The following is a 21,102-nucleotide window of genomic DNA, read 5'->3' on the forward strand; positions in this document are numbered from 1 at the left end:
GATCAGACTGCAATCCGTCTCTTCCCGAACTCACGGAAGCTCTTGCGCGCCAGCGGAAGGAGCGTTGCCGCCAGATAGGCCAGCCCGGTCAGCAGCAGAGCGGCGGGAAGGCCGACGCCGCTGATCAACGCGCCGCCGAAGAGCCCGCCGAAGGAGATCAGCGTCCAGAAGAGTGCTGTGCTCATCGAGGTGACGCGGCCGATCAAGGGCACGGGTATCCGCTCAAACATCACGGCGAGTACGATCGGATTGAGGAAACCCGAGGCAAACCCGCCGACCGCCAGGGTCATGAAAACGAGGGCGAGCGGCACGTCCACCGCGAGGACGAGAAAGCGCGGAAATCCGGTCAGGAGGAACGCGACCGTGTAGACGACGAGACGCGGCATCCGCTCGCCGATCGAGGCGGCGATGGCCGCGCCCGCCATGGAGGCTCCGGAGAAGACCGCCAGCATCGCGCCCAGCAGTTCGGGACCATGGCCCGCATCCTGAGTCCAGACCGGCAGCAGAACGGCGTGAAACGCCTGATCCAGAAGATTGGTGATCGCCACCATGACGACGATGCCCATCAGCACCGCGTCCCGGCGCAGAAAGGTCCACCCTTCCAGCAGCTCTCGGCCATAGGAAGCCACACCGGCCGTCCCGGCGACGGAGGCATGGCGCAGTACGGGAATGCCCGCGCCGACGATCAGGACGGCAGCGGCGAAGGTGACGGCATTGAAGACGAGGGCCTGCGCCGGACCGACCACGGCGATCAGCGCACCGGCGCCGGCCGCCCCCACCGTCGATGCCAGCCTCTCGATAGTGCCGACGACGCCGGTCACCCGTTCCAGCGGCATGGCCGCCAACTCAGCGACGTCCGGAACCATCGATTGCTTGGCCGCATCCGACGGACCGCGCAGCACGCCGATGGCGAAGACGATGGGGAGCAGGACCGGGATGGTGAGCATGCCCAGCAGATGCAGCAGGGGCACCAGCCCCACCGCGACCACCGAGGCGGTATCGCAGAGGATGGCGATGCGTTTGGGACCGACGCGGTCTATCAGCGGGCCGCCCAGCGCCTTGGCGACGACATAGGGCAGCATCTCCGTCATGGCCACCAGCCCGGTCGACACGGGGCTGCCCGTCGTGGTCAGCACCAGCCAGGGAATGGCGATCGCCGACAGTCTCGTGCCGGAAATGGAGAATGTTTCGGCGACGACCAGGGCGAGAAAGGGCGCGCGTGCGCTCACGGCTCCGCATCCTCCTCACGGTGCGGGAGGCGGCCCGGATAGGGAAAGGCGTGCAGCATGATCGAGAAGGGCGCCGTGCCCGGGGGCATCGGTTCCCCCAGGGGCGGGGCGTCCCGCATCGCCTCCAGCATGATGTCGGTCAGCCGCCTGGTCAGGGCTTCGGCCTGCTCCGCCGTCAGCGGGATGGTGACATCGCTGGCCGTGCTGGCCTTGCGCCACGGCGCCGGCAGCTCGGCATATTCCTCGACAGCCTGCTGCATCTGGCCGACCTGCAAGGACAGCGCCGCCTGGGTGAAGGCGACACCCGCCTCCAGCCCCTCGCCCTCGGCTTCCGTCTCGGGCACGGATGTCAGTTCATGGCTGGCACGCCACCAGCGTTCGCGGCGCGACGGCCCTGGCGCGTCCTCGATGAAGCCGTACGCGGCCAGCTGGCGGAGGTGATAGCTCGTCGCGCCGCTGTTGAGGCCCAGCCGCGCCGCCAATTGCGTCGCGGTGGCAGGGCCATCGACCCTGAGCATGCCCAGCATCCGAAGCCGCACCGGATGCGCCAGCGCCTTGAGAGCTGTTGGATCGGGGACGACCCGACGAACATTGCGGGACGCAGCGGCAACAGGCTGGGGGCGAGGCGCCTTCATTCCCCAAATTTATCTTTGCAAAGAGATATTTGCAAACTTTTCTGTGCAGAAGGCGCGCGTGGCGCCGCTGCGGGCGGCCCGATGGATTGCTCCGCTATCCGGCAATGACGATGAAACCGGAGAGTCCGGCCTCAATCCCCCAGGCAGATCCCCAGCGCCCGGGCGGTCTTGACCAGCGGGTCGTCCAGCTTGACGTCCTGGTACTCGGCGATCGCGGCCTCCAGCGGCACGTCGATCACGCGGCGGTCGGACCAGGCGACCAGGCGGTCGAACTTGCCCTCGGCAATCAGGTCGACGGCATGGGCGCCGAAGGCCGAGGCGATCAGCCGGTCGCGCCAGCTCGGCATCGAGCCGCGCTGGACATGGCCCAGCACCGTCACCCGCGCGTCCGCCCCGGTGGCGTTGGCGATCTTGGAAGCGACATAGTCGCCGATGCCGCCGAGGCGCTTCTCGCCGCCATGGTACTCCTTGTGCACGGTCGTCCCCTCCGCCGTCTTCACCGCTTCGGAGACCACGACCAGGGCGAAGTTGCGGCCCGCCCGGCGCACCTCTCGAATCTTGTGGGCGACGGAGTCGATCGAGAACGGGATCTCCGGGATCAGGATCACGTCGGCGCCGCCGGCGACGCCGGCCGCCAGCGCGATGTGGCCGGCGTCGCGGCCCATCACCTCCAGCACCATCACCCGGGCGTGGCTGGCCGCGGTCGGCTGCAGCCGGTCCAGCGCCTCGGTCGCCACGGCCACCGCGGTGTCGAAGCCGACCGAGACCTCGGTCAGACCGACATCGTTGTCGATCGTCTTCGGGATGCCGACATAGTTGAACCCGCCCTGCTGCGCCAGGCGCCGCAGGATAGTGTGGCTGCCGTCTCCGCCGACGCCGATCAGGGCATCGAGGCCGAGCTCGTGATAACCGCTGACGATCTCGCGCGAACGGTCCTTGACCGTGCCGTCGGACATCGGGAAGGCGAAGGGGTCGCCCTTGTTGGTGGTGCCGAGAATGGTGCCGCCCTGGCGCATCACCGCGGTCGTCATCTTGTCCGGCGTCAGCACCTCGTAGCGCAGCGGCCGGGCCAGCAGGCCCGACGTGCCCTCCTTGATTCCGATCACGGTCCAGCCCAGGCCGTCGGCCCGGCACACCACCGACCGGATCACCGCGTTGAGCCCGGCGCAGTCGCCGCCGCTGGTCAGGATCCCGATGCGCTTCTCTCCCGCCATGCCGTGCCTTAGTTTCCCTGTCGGTTGCGGTTCCCTCTTGTACCGGGAAGCGGCCGGTGCTGTAAGAGCGCCATGCGCCCCACCCCCGCGTCAAACGCGTTCCGGTCGGGCCGCTCCCTTTGCTATGATCAGGCACCGCTGCACCCGGATCCGCAGGAAAGGTCGTTGGAGGGAATGATCGACATCGAGTCGATGCAGGAGAAGCTGGCCGCATTGCGGGTCGAGCACCGCGACCTCGACGAGATCATCGACCGGCTGACCGCGGACGGCCCCGTCAACCAGCTTCAGATCCAGCGCCTGAAGAAGCGCAAGCTGCTGCTCAAGGATCAGATCACCATGATCGAGAGCAAGCTCTTGCCCGACATCATCGCCTGAGCGCCCGCAGCCGCGAGGATCCCGACCGATGGCCGAACCCGCCGCGCCGCCTGTGGCGATCATCATGGGCAGCCAGTCCGACTGGGAGACCATGCGCCACGCCGCCGAGACGCTGTCGCTGCTGAGCATCGGCCATGAGGCGCGCATCGTCTCCGCCCACCGCACGCCGGAGCGGCTGTACGACTTCGCCCGCGAGGCGCGCGGCCGCGGCGTCAAGGTGATCATCGCCGGCGCCGGCGGCGCCGCCCATCTGCCGGGCATGGCGGCGGCGATGACGCCGCTGCCGGTGCTGGGCGTGCCGGTCGAGAGCAAGGCGCTGAAGGGCATGGACAGCCTGTTGTCGATCGTGCAGATGCCGGGCGGCGTCCCGGTCGGCACGCTGGCCATCGGCCGGGCCGGGGCGATCAACGCGGCCCTCCTGGCCGCCTCGATCCTGGCGCTGGGCGACCCGGCCATAGCCGATGCGCTGGACGACTGGCGCCGGCGCCAGACCGAGGCCGTGGCCGAGCATCCGAAGGACGAATGACCAGCACCGTTTCTCCCCTTCCTCCCGGCAGCGTCATCGGCATGCTCGGCGGCGGCCAGCTCGGCCGCATGACCGCCCTGGCCGCCGCCCGCCTCGGCTACCGCACCCATGTGCTGTGCCCGGACCCGGACAGCCCCTGCGCCCAGGTGACCGACCGCTCGACCCTGTCCTCCTACACCGACCATGCGGCGCTGGACGCCTTCGCCGCCCAGGTCGACGTCGTCACCTACGAGTTCGAGAACATCCCCTACGAGACCGTGCTGCACCTGGCCGCCCGCGTGCCGGTGCGGCCGGGGCCGGACGGCCTCGCGATGTGCCAGGACCGGGTGGCGGAGAAGGATTTCTGCAACCGCAACGGCATCGGCACCGCGCCCTGGCGCGCCGTCGGCTCGGCCGAGGAGCTGGCGGCGGCCGTGGCCGCGATCGGCACGCCGTCGGTGCTGAAGACTCGGCGCGAGGGCTATGACGGCAAGGGCCAGGCGGTGATCCGCACCCCTGCGGACGCCGCGGCGGCCTGGGAACGACTCGGCGGCCGCCCGGCGATCCTGGAGGGCTTCGTCGACTTCGCCCGCGAGTTGTCGGTGATCGCCGCCCGCGGCGTCGACGGGTCGGTCGTCTGTTATCCGGCGGTCGAGAACCGGCACCGCGACCACATCCTGGCGGAGACGATCGCCCCGGCCCCCGACCTGGCGCCGGAGCGTGCGGCCGAGGCGGAGCAGATCGCCCGGACGCTGATCACCGCGCTCGACATGGTCGGCCTGCTGGCGGTCGAGCTGTTCGAGGCGCGTGACGGCGGCCTCTTGGTCAACGAGCTGGCGCCGCGGCCGCACAATTCCGGCCATTGGACCCAGGACGCCTGCGCCTGCGACCAGTTCGAGCAGCTGGTCCGCGCCGTCTCCGGCCTGCCGCTGGGCTCGACCGCGCGACATTCCGACGCGGTGATGCACAACCTGATTGGCGACGACGTGCTGCGCTGGCCCGAATTCCTGGCCGAGCCCGGCGCCCGGCTGCATCTTTACGGCAAGGGCGCCCCCCGCCCCGGCCGCAAGATGGGCCATGTCAACCGGCTGGTGCCGAAGGACTGATCACGCCCTCGGGCCCGGTCTTGCGCACCGTGGCGAGTCGGCATAACGATGGATTCACGGTCCCGCCGGTATCGCCCCCAAAAGGATGAGCGCGCGGCGAGGCACGATCGACGTTACGGCATTGCAGGATCGCGGGGCGCGCCGCAAGCTGATGTAACCGCCGAAGATCATCACAGATGCGAGCCCAGCGCCGGCTGACCGTCATTGTCTCTCTCGATGTGGCAGGCTTCACCCGCCTCGTGCAGGAGGACGAGCGTGCCACGCTCGCGGCGCTCGCCGCCATCCGCCGCGAGCTGCTGGGCGCGAAGCTCCAGGCCCGCAACGGCCATGTGTTCAAGACCATGGGCGACGGCGTGCTGATCGAGTTCTCCAGCATCGAGGACGCCGTGTCCTGGACGGTCGAGTTCCAGGAGGCGATGGCGGCCCGCAACGCACGCCGGCCGGGGCGGCCGATTCTGGTGCGCGCCGGCATCGGGCTGGCCGATGTCTTCGTCGAGGGGGAGGACCGCTTCGGGGCCGCCGTCGCCTTCGTCGTCCGCCTGCAGCAGGTGGCGCCGCCCGGCGGGATCGCCATCACCCATTCCGTGCGCTGGCAGCTCGGCAAGGCGCTGGCGACGCCATTCGTCCGGGTCATGACGACGCTGAAGGATATCGCCGAACCGATGGAGGTCTGGGTCTGGGGCCCTCCGGGCACGACGCCTCCAGAGGCCGAGGGACCGGCCGGGGTCGCCAGTGCGCTGGACGATGACGATCTGCCGTCCATCGTCGTCCTGCCTTTCGACAATCTGTCGGGTGATCCCGCTGTCTCCGCCCTCGCCGAAGGCGCGGTGGAGGAGATCACCGCGACGCTGTCCCGCATCCGGGATTTCACCGTGATCGCCCGCCATTCGGCCGAGGCCTATCGGGCCGCGGGGCGGCCGATGGATCCCCGTGAGATCGCCCGCACGCTCAAGGTCCGCTATCTGCTCGAAGGCAGCGTGCGGAAATCCGGCGACCGGGTGCGGATCACGGCCCAGCTGGTCGAAGCGGCCAGCGCGCTGCATCTCTGGTCCGGCCGCTTCGACGGGACGGTCGACGAGATGTTCGACCTGCAGGACCGGATCGCCGAGGGCGTCGCCGGGGCGCTGCACCCCTCGATCCGGGCGGCGGAGATCACGCTGGCGCTGCGCAAGCGGCCGGACAGCCTCGCCGCCTACGACCTGATGCTGCGGGCGCTGCCGCATCTCTGGGCCCACCGGAAATCGGAGAACAGCGAGGCGATCCGGCTGCTGGGCGAGGCGTTGCGGCTGGATCCGGGCTACAGCCGCGCCGCCGCCCTCGCCGCCTGGGCGCATGGGCAGCAGGTCACCTACAACTGGTCCTCGAATTTCGCCGCCGAACGGGCCACGGGCGATCGCCTGATCAAGCAGGCGTCGGAGGGCGCCCAGGACGACGCCACGGCGCTCAGCGCCCTGGCCACCGCGACCATGCTGCTGTTCGGCGATGTCGCCCGGGCCGAGCAGTTCGTCGATCGGGCCCTGGCGCTCGACCCGAACCACGCCTGGGCCTGGACCCGCCGCGGCTTCCTGCATGTCTATCGCGGCGATCCGGGCGCCGGTCGCCCCTGCTTCGAACGGGCGATCCGGCTGAGCCCCCTCGACCCCTTCAGCTTCAACTGCTTCATCGGCCTGGGCCTCACCGCCTTCGCCGAGGGCCGCCCCGAGGAGGCCGCCGGCTGGACGCGGAAGGCGCTGCACCAGAAGCCGGCCGCGACCTGGATGTTCCGCGACCTCGCCACCTTCCTCGCCCATGCCGGGCAGATCGAGGCCGCGCGCGGTGCGCTGGCGCAGTTCACCGCCTCCCGGCCCGGGATCACGCTGTCGACCGTGGCCGATGCGCTGCACTATTTCGAGCCGGGCCTGCTGCGGCGCTATCTCGACGGGCTGCGCCGCGCCGGGCTGCCGGAGGGATGACGCCTACCGCGCCGCGACCGCCTGGATCTCCACCAGCAGGCTGGGCAGCACCAGGCCGGCGACCACCACCAGGGTCGAGGCCGAGGCGTGGCCGGCCAGCCGCCGCTCGCGCACGCTGCGATAGAGCGGCACCAGATCGGGCCGGGTGATGAAGCCGTCGACCTTGACCAGATCGGTCACGGTCATTCCGGCATCGGCCAGCACGGCCAGCAGGTTGTCCCAGGCCAGCTCCATCTGCCGCTCCGGTTCGTCCGGAACGGCGCCGTCGGGCCCGGCGCCGACCTGGCCGGAGATGTGCAGCCAGCGCGCCCCGGCCGGGGCCGAGGCGCCGTGGCTGTAGCGGGAGAACGGCGCGGCGACGCCGGCCGGGTTGTGCAGCTGAATGGTCATGGTCCTTCCCGATATCGGTGAGTGGAACGGAGACCGGGCACAGCCTAGCGTCCGGACAGCGGATCGTTCTCCAGCAGGATCGGCGCGCCGTGCGGCGTGGCCCGGGCCGCGCGGTCCCAGGCCGCCTTGCGCCGCCCGAGAGCCTCGGGATCGGCGACGCCCTTGGCCGCCACCAGCCGCTCCAGCGCCGTCAGCCAGTGCTCGTAGTAGCGGCTGCCGTCATCGGGATCGCCGGCCGCCCGGGCACGGGCGATCTCCGCCGCCAGCGCTGCCGCCCATTCCATCCAGGTGAAGACGCCGCGCTCGTGCAGCGCCACCGCCATGGCGAAGGCCTGGGCCTGCCAGGGCTCGGCGAAGACCGGCCCCTCGGCGTCGCGCGGCAGCGGCGCCGCGTCCCGCAGGGCGTCGATCACCGCCTCATGCCGGCTCAAGATAGCCCTCCCAGGCGTCGATCGAGACGGTCAGGGTCGGGTCGGCCGCCTCGCCCCACAGCTCCCGCCCGCCGAAGCGCACGGTGTAGAGCCATTGCGGGTTCTCGCCGCGGCCATGGGCGTTGGTGTCGGGCAGCACGAAGACGCCGTGCACGCGCTCGATCTCGCCCACCTTGCCGCGGGCGTAGCGCGGCAGCCTCGTGTGGCCGGCCGGGTGCATGTTGCGGGCCCGCACCGCATCGCCGACGGCGAAGCGGGCCGGCGCCTCGGCCGGCCGCTCGTAGTTGGTGCCGCGCGCCAGCACCGCCGGGACCTGGTCGGCCCGCAGCACGCGCTGGTTCGGGACCGGCGGATCGATGGCGCGCCCGGCCTTCAGCTCCGCCGCCGAGACCAGCCCGGCGCCCTGCAGCAGCTTCTCCAGACCCTTGGTCCAGATCTCGAAGTAGCTGGAGGACAGGTAGTCCGCCGGATGCAGCGACTCGCGCGCATGCCGGCCGGCATCGATGTTCCAATGCCCCAGCGCGCCCGCCGCCAGGGTGATGGCGAGCGCCCGCTTTTCCCATTCCGCATGGAACCGGACGTCCTCCGGCTCCGGCACCACCGGGCCGAAGCCCATCATGCCGCCGAGATCCTGAGCGCCGTTCATCGTGCGTCTCCCGGCTCGCGGGCCAGCCCGGCGCCGATCATGCTGTCGCGGGTGACGAGATCGGCCAGAGCCGCCTCGTCCCAGCCTTCGGTGCCGGCCGGGCGCATCGGCACCACGAGGTAGCGGGTCTCCGCCGTCGAATCCCAGACGCGGATGCGGGTCGACTCCGGCAGGGTGACGCCGAATTCGGCCAGCACGCCGCGCGGGTCGATCACCGCGCGCGAGCGGTAGGGCGCCGATTTGTACCAGACCGGCGGCAGCCCCAGCACCGGCCAGGGGTAGCAGGAGCACAGGGTGCAGACGACGAGGTTGTGCGTGTCGGGCGTGTTCTCGACCGCGATCATGTGCTCGCCCTGGCGGCCGACGAAGCCGAACTCCCTGATCGCGGCGCTGGCGTCGTCCAGGAGGCGCTGGCGATAGGCCGGATCGGCCCAGGCCTTCGCCACCACCCGGGCGCCGTTGCGCGGGCCGACCTTGGTCTCATAAGTCTCGATCAGCACGTCGAGCGCGGCCGGGTCGACATAGCCCTTCTCGACCAGGATCGATTCCAGCGCCTTCACCCGCAGCGCGATCTCGGGCAGCGCGCTGCCCTCGTGGTCATGGTCGTGGTGATGCCCGGACATGGCCTGCTCCGCCTCTGGGATTCCGTCGGGGACAGCCCAGCCTACCGCCCCCGGCGCTTTCGTGCTAGCAAGCCGGCCAGCCGAAAACTGACAGCAACCGGAGCCGTTCGATGGCCGCCGAAACCGCATTCCGCACCGAGACCGACAGCCTGGGCGCCGTCGAGGTGCCGGCCGACCGCTACTGGGGCGCGCAGACCCAGCGCAGCCTGCAGAACTTCAAGATCGGCGGCGAGCGCATGCCGGCCCCGCTGGTGCGGGCCCTGGGCATCCAGAAGAAGGCCGCGGCCCAGGCCAACATCGCGCTGGGCGAGCTGGACCCGGCGGTCGGCAACGCCATCGTCGCCGCGGCCGAGGAGGTGATCGACGGCACCCTGGCCGACCATTTCCCGCTGGTGGTGTGGCAGACCGGGTCGGGCACCCAGACCAACATGAACGCCAATGAGGTGATCTCGAACCGCGCGATCGAGATCCTGGGCGGCGAGATCGGCTCGAAGAAGCCGGTGCATCCGAACGACCACGTCAACCGCGGCCAGTCCTCGAACGACAGCTTCCCGACGGTGATGCACATCGCCGCGGTCGAGCAGATCGGCCACGAGCTGCTGCCGAGCTTGGAGCACCTGCATCGCGCCCTGGCCCAGAAGGCGTCGGAGTTCAAGGACATCGTCAAGATCGGCCGCACCCATCTGCAGGACGCGACGCCGCTGACGCTGGGCCAGGAGTTCTCCGGCTATGCCCGGCAGATCGAGCTGGGCATCGCCCGGGTCAAGGGCTGCCTGCCGCATCTGCTCGACCTCGCCCAGGGCGGCACCGCCGTCGGCACTGGGCTGAACGCCAAGGAGGGCTTCGCCGAGGCCTTCGCGGCGCATGTCGCGAGCATCACCGGCTTCCCGTTCAGGACCGCGCCGAACAAGTTCGAGGCGCTGGCCGCGCATGACGCCTGCGTCGAGGCCTCGGGCGTGCTGAACACGCTGGCCACGTCGCTGATGAAGATCGCCAACGACATCCGCCTCTTGGGCTCCGGCCCGCGCTGCGGCATCGGCGAGATCCACCTGCCGGAGAACGAGCCCGGCTCCTCGATCATGCCGGGCAAGGTCAACCCGACCCAGTCCGAGGCCATGACCATGGTCTGCGCCCAGGTGATGGGCAACCACGTCGCCATTACCATCTCCGGCGCCACCGGGCATTTCGAGCTGAACGTGTTCAAGCCGGTGATCATCTACAACCTGCTGCAGTCGATCCGCCTCTTGGCCGATGCCTGCCGCAGCTTCACCGACAACTGCGTCATCGGCATCGAGGCCCGGACCGACCGGATCGGGCAGCTGCTGCACGAATCGCTGATGCTGGTGACGGCGCTGAACCCGCATATCGGCTACGACAACGCCGCCAAGGTGGCGAAGAAGGCGCATGCCGAGAACACCACGCTGAAGCAGGCGGCGATCGCGCTCGGCCTCCTGACCGCCGAGCAGTTCGACCAGTGGGTGCGGCCCGAGACCATGGTCGGCCCGCACGCCTGATCCGACAGCGGTGAGCGGCGTCCGCAAGCGGTCGGTCAGCATCGCCGGCCATGCCACCAGCGTATCGCTGGAGCCGGCCTTCTGGGACGCCCTCACCCGCCTGGCCGCCGTACGGGGCCTGGCGGTCAACCGCCTGGTCGAGCAGGTCGACGCCGCCCGCGACCCGGAGGGCAACCTGTCCAGCGCGCTCAGGGTTGAGATCCTGCGGGCAGCGCTGACGCGGGAGATCTGATGGGAAAAGGCCCCGGCCGGCGGCTGGGGCTTTTCTCTGCGAGGACGGCCCAATCAGCCGCCGCACTGCGCGGCATAGGCCTGATCGCCCGAGGTCACCTGCTGATCGATCTGTTGGATCTGCGCGTCGGTCAGGTTCAGCTCGGCCTTGCAGGTCTTGTAGAGCTCGTTGAGCTTCTTGGTTTCGGCCATGACCTCCTTGATGGCCGAGCACTGCTCGTCCTTCGAGGCCTGAGCCTTGCCCGCCAGGGCCTGCGACAGGGTCATGACCTTCTGCGACTGGGTCTGGGCGTCGCTGGTGCAGGCGGCAAAGGCCGGCGACGCCGCCAGGGTGGCAATGGCGGCGGCGAAGGGAATGCGCTTCACGAAAAGCTCCTTGGGCTTCTGGGACGAGCCGCAGCGGACCGAGCCGAAGCGGCGCCGAGAGAACCCGCGGCTGCGGACCATGTTCCCAGCAATTGCGAAGAATTGCGCCGATCCGCGAGGCCGCTAGGAACCGCTACTTCGAATTAGCCCACCAGGCCTCCAGCACCGTGCCGTAGGTCGGGTTGACGGTGGTGACACGGCCAAGATTGCCCCAATAGGCGATGTAATCGCGGTCGAGGTAGTAGAGCGGCACCACGTAGTTGCCCCAGAGCAGCACCCGGTCGAGGGCGTGCACCGCGGCCTCCAGCTCCTCCTGGCTGCGGGCGTTGGTGACGGTCTCGATCAGCTCGTCCACCGCCGTACTCTTCACCCCCGCATAGTTGCGGGTGCCGGGCGCATCGGCCGACCGGCTGCCCCAGTAGACCATCTGCTCCGACCCGGGCGACAGCGTCACCAGCCATTTGTTGAGCAGCATGTCGAAATCGTAGGTCTCGGTCCGGTTACGGTACTGGGCGCTGTCGACCAGCCGGACCGAGGCGGCGACGCCGAGGCGCCGCAGCTGGTCGGCATAGGCCAGTGCGATGCGCTGATATGTCTTGTCCTGCAGCAGGATCTCGAAGCGGAACGGGGCGCCGCTGCCGTCGATCAGGGTGTTGTCCCGGATGGTCCAGCCGGCTTCGGCCAGGAGCGCCTGCGCCGCCCGCAGATTCTCGCGGTTGCGGCCGCTGCCGTCGCTGGGCGGCAGGGTGTAGGGCTCGGTGAAGAGCTGCGGCGGCAGCTGGTCGCGGAACGGCTCCAGCAGCTTCAGCTCCGCTCCCTTCGGCGTGTCGGTGGCAGCGAGCGGGGAGTTGGCGAAGAAGCTGTCGTCGCGCTTGTACTGGCCGCCCAGCAGGGTCTTGTTCACCCATTCGAAATCGAAGGCCAGGATCATCGCCCGACGCACCCGCGGATCGGCGAAGAGCGGCTTCCGGCTGTTCATGGCGAAGCCCATCATGCCGGCCGGCCGGAAGTGCGGCAGGGTCAGGAGCGTGACCCGCCCGTCCTGGGCCGCCGGGAAGTCGTAGGCGCCGCCGACCCATTTCTCGGCGTTCCATTCGCGCCGGAGCGTGTAGGCGCCGGCCTTGAACGCCTCGAGCGCCACGTCGTCGTCGAGGTAGAAGTCGTAGCGCATCACGTCGAAATTGTGCTGACCGCGCATCGCCGGCAGGTCGGCGCCCCACCAGTCCTTGACCCGCTCCAGCACGATGCTGCGGCCGGGGTCGACCTGGGTGATCTTGTACGGCCCGGCGCCGAGCGGGATGTCGAGGCTGGGCTGGTCGAAGGGATGGGTCGTGTACCAGGCCTTGCTGAGCACCGGCTGCAGGGCCACGACCAGGGGCGCCTCGCGCGACGCCTCCTCCTTGAAGGTGAAGCGCACGGTGCGGTCGTCGAGCCGGTCGACCGAGGCGATCCGGTCGTACAGGGCGCGAGACGTCGGCAGCCCCTTGGTGCCCAGCGCCTGCGCCGTGAAGATCACATCGTCGGCGGTGATCGGCGTGCCGTCGTGGAACACCGCCTTGGGGTTGATGTGGAAGGTGATCGACCGCCGGTCGTCCGGCATCTCCACCCGGTCGGCGACATAGGGGTAGAGGCTGAACGGCTCGTCATAGCTGCGCGCCATCAGCTGGGCGAAGTGATAGGGCGGGACGATGGAGATGATCTGGTCCCGCCGGCCGCCGACGATGAATGGATTCAGGCTGTCGAAGCTGCCGATCAGCGCCTGGCGCAGCTCTCCGCCCTTCGGCGCATCCGGATTGGCATAGGCGAAATGGTCGAATCCCGGCGGGTATTTCGGCTGGCCATGCATGGCGATGCCGCCCCCGGCCGCCGCCGGTGTCTCGGCCTGTGTCTGGGCGGCCGCCGGCAGGGCGCCGGGCAGCAGGGCGGCGAGGGCGAGGCGGAGCAGAAGGCGGGCGACGCGCATGCGGCTTGTCCGGGTCGGATTCGGATGGGGCGCAGTCTTCCCGCCGAAGGGCCTCGGTGCAAGGCCGATGCGCCGGGCGGCTGACTTGACAAGCTTCTCGCAACCATCGCACGATTTCGCCAGACATAACGAACGTGAATTGCGCTCAGCGCGACTCCACGGATCGAAGCTGACCGGATGCAGTCCGGCGATGTGACAGGGGGAGGAAAGCCATGGCCATCAGCAGGGCTCTACTGCTGTCGGCGGCGCTGATCGTCCTGGGCGGTGCCGCCGCCGTTGCGCAGAACACGCCACACGTCACCTGGCACGATGACGGGACGGTGACCCTGAAATCCGATCCCGAATACGGGATGGAGATCAAGACGACGAAGGAGGAGCTGGGCTCCCTCTTCGGTCCCGACCAGAAGCCGTTCGAAGGCGAGACGGTGACGGTCCTCACCCTCGATTCCGGACCCAAGGGCGGCATCTCCGGCCCGCTCTACATGTTCCGCCCGATCTGGGAGGAGCTGACCGGCGGCAAGCTGAACATCGCGCTGACCCCGATCTCCGAGCTCTACACCAAGACCTTCCTCGACCTGCGCAACGGCACGGGCGAATACGACGCCATGATCGTCGGCGCCTTCTTCTATGGCGACCTGATCGCCGGCAAGTACATCCTGCCAGTCGATGATTGGAACAAGAGCGGCGAGTATCCCAAATGGGATTACGGCGTGATGCCCCCGTCGGTGCACGCCATCTACACTTGGGAAGGCGTCGGCTACGGCGTGCCGAGCGATGTCGACGGCCAGATCCTGTACTACCGCCGCGACCTGCTGACCGACCCGCAGCATCAGACGGCGTTCAAGGCGGAATACGGCTACGATATGCCGGTGCCGCCGAAGACGGCGCAGCAGGTCCGCGACATCGCCAAATACTTCAACGGCAAGAACTTCGACACCAACGACCCGGACCCCGATTCGGGCGTGGTGTTGCATCTGAAGGTGCGCGAGCAGGGGCTGTACCACTTCACCACCCTCGCCACCTCCTTCGCCATGACGCCGGGCGACAAGCTGGACCGGACCCACAATGTCTACTGGTTCGACCCGGTCGACATGAAGCCGCTGATCAACAGCCCGGGCCACGTCAGGGCGCTGGAGTTCCTGAAGGAGCTGGCGTCCTACGGCCCCCCGGCCCAGGTCAGCTGGAGCCTGGGTGAGGCATGGGACTATTTCCTGCGCGGCAAGGCGGTGTTCAACTTCTCCTACGGCGATGTCGGCGCGCTGGCGCAGGACCCGGAACGGTCGAAGATCCGCGGCAAGCTCGGCTCCACCGTCCTGCCGGCGTCCGACACCTACTGGGACATGGAGAAGAAGGACTTCGTCAAGGCCGAGGGGCCGCGGCAGGTCGGCAACAACACCGGCGGGTCGTGGCACGGCGTGGTCTCGTCGCTCAGCCAGTCTCCCGAGGCGGCCTACAGCCTCTTGGCGCTGATGGCGATCAAGCCGTCGCAGAAGTTCCTGGCGACGATCGGCTGGGACGGCGTCGACCCCGGCTACAGCTACCAGTGGCTGGAACCGACCGGCGAGGCGAAGCTGACCGACTACACCGAATCCAGCCTGAAATGGGACGAGCAGGACGTGAAGGAGTACCTGCAGGCCTATTACGAGACCTACAACGCCAAGACCACACTGCCGTATCTGCGGATCACCGGCACGCAGGAGTATTACGACGCCCTGGACAGCAACCTGTCGGCGGCGATGAGCGGGTCGAAGACGCCGCAGCAGGCGCTGGACGACACCGCGGCGGCCTGGGAGCAGATCACCGACCGACTCGGCCGCGACCAGCAGTTGAAGAACTACCAGGCGGCGATCGGCTGGAAGGGAGAATAAGCCGGGCACGATCCCGTGCCCGACGCATGACCGGAAGGGGGCCGAGACGGCACGATGCGCTGGACCGGACGAATCCGCCTGCTGTTCCTGTCCCCGGCGGTGGCCTGGGTGCTGGTGTTCACCATCTTCCCGACGCTCTACACCGTCTATGCCGCCTTCCACACGGTGAAGACCGAGACGGTGATGACCCGGACCGAGGTGCCGCGGCTGGACGCCAGCGGCAACCCGGTGCTGAAGCCGGACGGCACGCCGCGCACCCGGACCGAGGTCAAGCGCGAGACGGTCAACACCTGGACCTTCGCCGGCCTCGGCAATTTCGCCCGCGTCTTCACCGACCCGCAGGTGCGCGAGGCGGCGCGGGTGACGGCGATCTTCGTGATCGTCTCGGTCGGCATCGAGATGGGGCTGGGCCTGCTGCTGGCCTTCCTGTTCAACCGCAGCATCCCGGGCCGCGGCGTGCTGCGCACGATCATGATCCTGCCGATCTTCGCCACCCCGGTGGCGGCCGGCTATCTGTTCTTCACCATCTTCTACGAGGCGGGCGGGCCCTTGGGCTGGACCGGCATCCCCTGGCTGTCGAACCCGAGCTGGGCCCTGGTGTCGGTGATGATCGTCGACATCTGGCAGTGGACGCCGTTCTGCTTTCTGGTCCTGCTGGCCGGGCTGCAGGGCATCCCCGACGACCTGATCGAGGCGGCGCGGCTGGACACCAGCTCCAGCCTCCGGATCTGGACCGGGGTGGTGCTGCCGCTGATGACGCCGGTGATCGTGATCGTGCTGCTGCTGCGCCTGGCCGAGGCGATCAAGGTGTTCGACGTCGTCGCGTCGCTGACCGTGGGGGGCCCGGGCAACGCCACGCAGTCGGTCTCCTACCTCGCCTTCCGCACCGGCCTGCGCTTCTTCGACGTCGGCTACGCCTCGGCCCTGGCCCTGACCCTGCTGGCGGTGGTGATGGCCATCGTCACCCTGTTCTTCAAGCGGGTGCGCAATGTCTACGCCTGAAGTGTCCGCGCCTGAGGCCGCCGCAGCGATCCACGAGCCCGCCGCCGATCGGGTGAAGCCGCTCGGCCGGCGCAGCGGCATGGCCGACGCGCTCTGGTCGCTGGTCGCGATCGCCGCCGCGATCCTGTTCTTCTTCCCGCTCTACTGGGCGGTCTCGACCGCGCTGCGCAACCCGGCCGACACGTTCACCGTCGCCGGCCTCGGCGTGCCCTGGCTCGACTTCCAGCCGACGCTCCGCAACTTCGCGCTGGAGCTGAGCACGCCCGAGGGCTGGCGGGCGATGCGGACCAGCCTGATCGTCTCGCTCAGCGCCGTCGTCCTGGCCCTCGCGCTGGGCCTGCCGGCGGCCTATGCGCTGGCCCGGTTCAAGTTCTGGAGCAACAGCGATATCACCATCTGGTTCCTGTCGCAGCGCGTGCTGCCGCCGGTCGCGACGCTGCTGCCCTTCTATCTCGTGTTCCGGTCGCTCGACATGCTGGACAGCAAGACGGCGCTGATCCTGTGCAACGCGACCTTCATCCTGCCCTTCGTTGTCGTCATCCTGCGCCAGACCTTCCTCGACCTGCCGGTCGAGCTGGAGGAGGCGGCGCTGGTCGACGGCGCGTCGCATTGGGGCGCCTTCTGGCGCGTGGCCCTGCCGCTGGCGGCGCCGGCGGTGGCTGCCACCGCCATGATCATCTTCGCCTTCGCCTGGAACGAGTTCCTGTTCTCCTCCTCGCTCGGCATCACCGAGACCAAGATGATGCCCGCCCATATGGCCGGCGCGGTCGACACCCGCGGCGTGCAGTTCTGGTTCATGGCCACCCGGGCGCTGATCGCGATGATCCCGCCGGTGCTGCTGGCCCTGTTCGCCCAGCGCTACATCGTGCGCGGCCTGACGCTGGGGGCGGTGAAGGGGTGAGGTCAGCGAGTCGATGAACTCATCGCCGTCGCGAGCACAGATATGCCTCTCCCGCTTGCGAGACCTTTTCAGAGTGACCTGCGCCTTCCGGCATGGATTTTTTATCCTCCCCCTCCCCTTGCGGGAGGGGGTAGGGGGAGGGGGTGCCGATCGAAGGGAGCCGGCGTGGGATCAATCAGTATTTCTGCCGGGTCGCAGTGATGTTCGACATTGGTTTCGGCGGCGCCAACCCCCTCCCCCTTGCCCCCTCCCGCAAGGGGAGGGGGAGGATGGAAAGCATAGCCCGACCCAGGTAGCGCCGGCGCTACTCCGCGGCCCGGGCCAAGGGCGGCCAGACGCCCCAGATCTCCTCGGCATAGTCGCGCACGGTGCGATCGGAGGAGAACCAGCCGACATGGGCGGTGTTCTGGATCGCCATGCGGGTCCAGGCGGCCCGGTCGCGGTAGAGCGCGGCGGCGCGGGCCTGGGCATCCCAATAGGCGGCGAAATCGGCCGCCACCAGGAACCAGTCGCTGTGCCTGAGCGCATCGGTGATCGCCCGGAACCGGCCCGGATCGTCGGGCGAGAAGGTGCCGTCCTCGATCGCCGCCACGGCGCGGGCCAGGCGCGAATCGGCCGCGATCACCGCCGCCGGGTCGTAGCCCTGGGCCCGCTTCGCCGCCACCTCGGCCGCGGTCAGGCCGAAGATCAGGATGTTGTCCGCGCCCACCCGCTCGGCGATCTCGACATTGGCGCCGTCGAGCGTGCCGATGGTGATCGCGCCGTTCAGCGCGAACTTCATGTTGCCGGTGCCCGACGCCTCCATGCCGGCGGTCGAGATCTGCTCCGACAGGTCGGCGGCGGGGATGATGCGCTCCGCCAACGTGACGTTGTAGTTCGGCAGGAACACCATCTTCAGCTGGTCGCGGATCTCGGCGTCGGCGTTGATCACCTTGGCGACATCATTGGCCAGCTTGATGATCAGCTTGGCCATGGCGTAGCCGGGGGCGGCCTTGCCGGCGAAGATCTTGACCCGCGGCGTCCAGGCCGCGTCCGGGGTGTCGCGCATCTCCTGCCACAGCGCCACCGCGTGCAGGATGTTCAGCAGCTGGCGCTTGTATTCGTGGATGCGCTTGACCTGGACGTCGAACATCGCGTCGCCGGAGACGCGGAGGTCGGCGACCTCGCCGATATGATGCGCCAGCAGGGCCTTGTTGCGGCGCTTCACCGCCCAGAACGCTTCGCGGAAGGCGGTGTCCTCGATCTTGCCGGACAGCGCCGACAGCCGCTCCAGCTCGTCCTCCCAGCCGGTGCCGATCATGTTGTGGATCAGCTGCGCCAGGTTCGGATTGGCCTGCACCAGCCAGCGGCGCGGGGTGATGCCGTTGGTCTTGTTGGTGATGCGCTGGGGGAATTCCTCGTGCAGGTCGCGGAACACCGTCTCGCGCATCAGCTGGGTGTGCAGCGCCGAGACGCCGTTGACCCGATGGCTGCCCAGGAAGGCCAGCGGGCCCATGCGCACGCGCCGGTCCCAGCCCTCCTGGATCAGCGACAGGCTGGATAGGCGGCTCGGGTCCTTTGCCACCACGCGCGAGGATTTGAGGAAGCGATCGTTGATCTCGTAGACGATCTGCAGGTGGCGCGGCAGCACCCGTTCCAGGAGGGCCACCGGCCAGGTCTCCAGCGCCTCCGGCATCAGCGTGTGGTTGGTGTAGCTGATGCAGCCGGTGGTGATCGCCCAGGCCCGATCCCAGTCCAGCCGGTGCCGGTCGATCAGGAGGCGCATCAGTTCCGGCACCGCAATCGCCGGATGGGTGTCGTTCAGCTGCAGCGCCGCCTTCTCCGGCAGGTCGTCATAGCCGTCGTGATGCATCCGGTGGCGGCGCAGCACGTCCTGCAGCGAGGCCGAGGTGAAGAAGTATTCCTGCTTGAGCCGCAGCTCCTGCCCCGCCGGGGTGTTGTCGTTGGGGTACAGGACACGCGACAGCGTCTCGGACAGGATCTTGTCCTCGACCGACTTCATATAGTCGCCGGAGTTGAAGGGGGCGAGGTCGAACTCCCGCACCGGCTTGGCCGACCACAGCCGCAGCGTGTTGACCGTGGCCCCGCCCCAGCCGACCACCGGCGTGTCGTAGGCGACGGCGAGCACCCGCTGGCTGCCGTGCCAGCGCGCCCGCGGCCGGCCGTCCGGCCCGGGCTCGCCCGGCTCGACCTTGCCGTAGAAGTCGATCGGATAGGCCACCTCCGGCCGCTCGAACTCCCAGGGATTGCCGAATTTCAGCCAGTCCTCGGGATATTCGACCTGCCAGCCGCGGTCGAACTGCTGCTCGAACAGCCCGTATTCGTAGCGGATGCCGTAGCCGGTGCCGGCGATGCCGAGCGTGGCCATGCTGTCGAGGAAGCAGGCGGCCAGGCGGCCGAGGCCGCCATTGCCGAGCGCCGCGTCGGGCTCGACCTCCAGCACGGCGCCGAGGTCGACGCCGAAATCGGCCAGCGCCTCGCGGCAGGTGTCGTAGATCCCGAGATTGGTCAGGGCGTTGGCCATCAGCCGGCCGACCAGGAACTCCAGGCTGAGATAGTAGACCCGCTTGCCGTCGGTCGCCTCCTCGCGGTGCTGCGAGGCCATCCAGCGATCGACCAGGCGGTCGCGCACCGCCAGCGCCGTGGCGGCGAACCAGTCGTGACGGGTGGCGCGATGGATCTCGCGCCCGACGGCGTAGACCAGCCATTCCAGGATGTCGCGCTTCAGCGCTTCCCGGTCGAGCCCGCGCGGCTCGATGGCGATCTGGGAGGCTGGCAGGTCCATCGGCTGACCCCCAAAATGCTGCACTGCGGTATAGAGCCGTTCCTTACACCACGGAATGGGCACGGCAATCAAATCATATGACGAAAAGACCCGGCGGAGTGTTCCGCCGGGTCGATGATGTCGGCGCCGATGGCTTATACCAACGGCCCTTGATGATGGCACCTGCCGATCAGTCCGGCTTCTCCCAAAGGAGAAGTCGATCTCCCGGCCGCAGGTGTTACTTGCCGCCGACCTTGGCCAGCTCGCCCGGGCTGGCCTCGGCGTATTTGCCGCTGTTCCAGATGTAGAAGACGTAGTCGGTCTTCACCCGGTCGCCCTTGGCGTCGAAGGCCAGATCGCCCAGGACAGTCTTGTACTCGGTGCCGTCGTGGAGCGCCTCGGCCACCTTCGGGCCGTCGAAGGTCTTGGCCTTGGTTGCCGCCTGGGCCCAGGCCTGGAGCGCTGCGTAGCTGTAGAGGGTGTAGCCTTCCGGCTCGTAGTTCTCGGCCCGGAACTTGGCCACCACGTCCTTCGCGGCCGGGCTGTTGCGCTGGTCGGCGCCGAAGGTCATCAGCACGCCCTCGCCAGCGTTGCCGGTGATACCCCAGAACTCCTGGGTGACGATGCCGTCGCCGGAGATGAACTGGGCGTTCATCCCCTGCTCGCGTGCCTGGCGCAGGATCAGCCCGGCCTCGTTGTGCAGGCCGCCGAAATAGATCACGTCGATGCCGGCCTGCTTCATCTTCGAGACAATGGCCGAGAAGTCGCGCTCGCCGACGGTGATGCCTTCATACATCTTCTCGGTCAGACCGCCCTTGTTCATCGCCGCCTTGGTGGCGTCGGCCAGGCCTTTGCCGTAGGTGGTCTGGTCGTGGATGATGGCGATGTTGCGGCCCTTGAACTTCTCGGCGATGAAGGCGCCGGCGATGTCGCCCTGCTGATCGTCGCGGCCGCAGGTGCGGAAGGTGGTCTTCTGCCCCTGCTCGGTCAGCTGCGGATTGGTCGAGGCCGGCGTGATCTGGACGATGCCTTCCTCGGAGTAGACCGCCGAAGCCGGGATCGAGACCGAGGAGTTGAAGTGGCCGATCACCGCCACCACGTCCTGGCCGACCAGCTCGTTCGCCGCAGCCACGCCCTGGCGCGGGTCGGACGCGTCGTCGCCATAGACCACGACGATCTTCTCGCCGTTGACCCCGCCCGCGTCGTTCAGGGCCTTTGCCGCGGCGTCAATGCCGCGCTTCATCTGCTCGCCGAAGGCGGCGTTCGGGCCGGTCAGCGGCGCGCCCAGGCCGATCTTCACATCGGCCCAGGCCGGGGCCGACGCCAGCGCGGCCAGCGCCACGCCGACCATGAGCACTCGGTTCAATCTCGTCATCAGATCGCACTC

Annotated in this window: 20 protein-coding genes; 9 read left to right on the forward strand and 11 right to left on the reverse strand. The window is 68.8% G+C overall.

Going from position 1 to position 21,102, the window contains the following annotated elements; all coding sequences use genetic code 11:
- Window positions 1–2: 2 nt before the first annotated feature.
- The 3 genes from KXR53_RS23920 to KXR53_RS23930 all read right to left on the reverse strand — a co-directional run bounded on the left by KXR53_RS23920 (window position 3) and on the right by KXR53_RS23930 (window position 3,078).
- The gene (locus tag KXR53_RS23920; RefSeq protein ID WP_437377793.1) at window positions 3–1,229 is read right to left on the reverse strand and encodes an MFS transporter; all 1,227 of its coding nucleotides are present in this window, start codon (window positions 1,227–1,229) and stop codon (window positions 3–5) included.
- On the reverse strand, window positions 1,226–1,864 hold the full coding sequence (locus tag KXR53_RS23925) for an ArsR/SmtB family transcription factor (protein WP_437377794.1): 639 nt from the start codon (window positions 1,862–1,864) through the stop codon (window positions 1,226–1,228). Before KXR53_RS23925 ends, KXR53_RS23920 begins: the two co-directional genes overlap by 4 nt.
- Before the next feature lie 131 nt (window positions 1,865–1,995).
- Window positions 1,996–3,078, reverse strand: a complete 1,083-nt coding sequence (locus tag KXR53_RS23930) for an ATP-dependent 6-phosphofructokinase (protein WP_437377795.1) — start codon at window positions 3,076–3,078, stop codon at window positions 1,996–1,998.
- A gap of 174 nt (window positions 3,079–3,252) precedes the next feature.
- Here KXR53_RS23930 and KXR53_RS23935 point away from each other — a divergent pair, with 174 nt between their 5' ends.
- The 4 genes from KXR53_RS23935 (at window position 3,253) to KXR53_RS23950 (ending at window position 7,016) form a co-directional block, all read left to right on the forward strand.
- A complete protein-coding gene (locus tag KXR53_RS23935; RefSeq protein WP_026869463.1) occupies window positions 3,253–3,453 on the forward strand; it encodes a YdcH family protein in 201 nt (66 codons plus the stop codon).
- 28 nt (window positions 3,454–3,481) lie between these two features.
- A complete protein-coding gene (gene purE, locus KXR53_RS23940) occupies window positions 3,482–3,979 on the forward strand; it encodes a 5-(carboxyamino)imidazole ribonucleotide mutase (protein ID WP_437377796.1) in 498 nt (165 codons plus the stop codon).
- Window positions 3,976–5,064: a 5-(carboxyamino)imidazole ribonucleotide synthase gene (locus KXR53_RS23945; RefSeq protein WP_437377797.1), complete on the forward strand. Its 1,089-nt coding sequence runs from the start codon at window positions 3,976–3,978 to the stop codon at window positions 5,062–5,064. Before purE ends, KXR53_RS23945 begins: the two co-directional genes overlap by 4 nt.
- A gap of 176 nt (window positions 5,065–5,240) precedes the next feature.
- Window positions 5,241–7,016 (forward strand): CadC-family transcriptional regulator, encoded by a 1,776-nt coding sequence (locus tag KXR53_RS23950; RefSeq protein WP_437377798.1) that lies wholly within the window; start codon window positions 5,241–5,243, stop codon window positions 7,014–7,016.
- A 3-nt stretch (window positions 7,017–7,019) separates the two neighbouring features.
- Here KXR53_RS23950 and KXR53_RS23955 read toward each other — a convergent pair whose 3' ends face one another.
- From KXR53_RS23955 to nthA, 4 genes are read right to left on the reverse strand one after another with little or no spacing between them, the layout of a single operon-like run.
- Window positions 7,020–7,406 carry a RidA family protein gene (locus KXR53_RS23955; RefSeq protein ID WP_437377799.1) on the reverse strand — a complete coding sequence of 129 codons (387 nt, stop codon included), beginning with the start codon at window positions 7,404–7,406 and terminating at the stop codon, window positions 7,020–7,022.
- A 44-nt stretch (window positions 7,407–7,450) separates the two neighbouring features.
- On the reverse strand, window positions 7,451–7,837 hold the full coding sequence (locus KXR53_RS23960) for a nitrile hydratase accessory protein (RefSeq protein ID WP_437377800.1): 387 nt from the start codon (window positions 7,835–7,837) through the stop codon (window positions 7,451–7,453).
- Window positions 7,824–8,483 (reverse strand): nitrile hydratase subunit beta, encoded by a 660-nt coding sequence (gene nthB / locus KXR53_RS23965; RefSeq protein WP_437377801.1) that lies wholly within the window; start codon window positions 8,481–8,483, stop codon window positions 7,824–7,826. The genes KXR53_RS23960 and nthB overlap by 14 nt, the downstream gene beginning before the upstream one ends.
- Window positions 8,480–9,106, reverse strand: a complete 627-nt coding sequence (gene nthA / locus KXR53_RS23970; RefSeq protein ID WP_437377802.1) for a nitrile hydratase subunit alpha — start codon at window positions 9,104–9,106, stop codon at window positions 8,480–8,482. The genes nthB and nthA overlap by 4 nt, the downstream gene beginning before the upstream one ends.
- A gap of 110 nt (window positions 9,107–9,216) precedes the next feature.
- Between nthA and fumC the strand changes: the two genes are divergently transcribed.
- Complete coding sequence (gene fumC / locus KXR53_RS23975) at window positions 9,217–10,620, forward strand: class II fumarate hydratase (RefSeq protein WP_437377803.1); 1,404 nt, start codon at window positions 9,217–9,219, stop codon at window positions 10,618–10,620.
- A gap of 10 nt (window positions 10,621–10,630) precedes the next feature.
- Window positions 10,631–10,852: a ribbon-helix-helix domain-containing protein gene (locus KXR53_RS23980; protein WP_437377804.1), complete on the forward strand. Its 222-nt coding sequence runs from the start codon at window positions 10,631–10,633 to the stop codon at window positions 10,850–10,852.
- Window positions 10,853–10,905: 53 nt separating this feature from the next.
- Here the strand turns inward: KXR53_RS23980 and KXR53_RS23985 are convergent, their stop codons facing one another.
- A complete protein-coding gene (locus KXR53_RS23985; protein ID WP_437377805.1) occupies window positions 10,906–11,217 on the reverse strand; it encodes a hypothetical protein in 312 nt (103 codons plus the stop codon).
- A 133-nt stretch (window positions 11,218–11,350) separates the two neighbouring features.
- A complete protein-coding gene (locus tag KXR53_RS23990; protein ID WP_437377806.1) occupies window positions 11,351–13,180 on the reverse strand; it encodes an extracellular solute-binding protein in 1,830 nt (609 codons plus the stop codon).
- Window positions 13,181–13,392: 212 nt separating this feature from the next.
- Here KXR53_RS23990 and KXR53_RS23995 point away from each other — a divergent pair, with 212 nt between their 5' ends.
- Genes KXR53_RS23995 through KXR53_RS24005 form a run of 3 tightly spaced genes read left to right on the forward strand, consistent with a single transcriptional unit; the run spans window position 13,393 to window position 16,951 of the window.
- A complete protein-coding gene (locus KXR53_RS23995) occupies window positions 13,393–15,048 on the forward strand; it encodes an extracellular solute-binding protein (RefSeq protein WP_437377807.1) in 1,656 nt (551 codons plus the stop codon).
- A 54-nt stretch (window positions 15,049–15,102) separates the two neighbouring features.
- A complete protein-coding gene (locus tag KXR53_RS24000) occupies window positions 15,103–16,050 on the forward strand; it encodes a carbohydrate ABC transporter permease (RefSeq protein WP_437377808.1) in 948 nt (315 codons plus the stop codon).
- A 1-nt stretch (window position 16,051) separates the two neighbouring features.
- Window positions 16,052–16,951, forward strand: a complete 900-nt coding sequence (locus KXR53_RS24005) for a carbohydrate ABC transporter permease (protein ID WP_437377809.1) — start codon at window positions 16,052–16,054, stop codon at window positions 16,949–16,951.
- A 304-nt stretch (window positions 16,952–17,255) separates the two neighbouring features.
- Here KXR53_RS24005 and KXR53_RS24010 read toward each other — a convergent pair whose 3' ends face one another.
- Entirely contained in the window at window positions 17,256–19,736 is a 2,481-nt protein-coding gene (locus KXR53_RS24010; protein ID WP_437377810.1) for a glycogen/starch/alpha-glucan phosphorylase, read from the reverse strand.
- Window positions 19,737–19,953: 217 nt separating this feature from the next.
- Window positions 19,954–21,090 carry a branched-chain amino acid ABC transporter substrate-binding protein gene (locus KXR53_RS24015; protein WP_437377811.1) on the reverse strand — a complete coding sequence of 379 codons (1,137 nt, stop codon included), beginning with the start codon at window positions 21,088–21,090 and terminating at the stop codon, window positions 19,954–19,956.
- Window positions 21,091–21,102 lie beyond the last annotated feature (12 nt).

Source organism: Inquilinus limosus (assembly GCF_051487185.1).
Taxonomy (GTDB): domain Bacteria; phylum Pseudomonadota; class Alphaproteobacteria; order DSM-16000; family Inquilinaceae; genus Inquilinus; species Inquilinus limosus_F.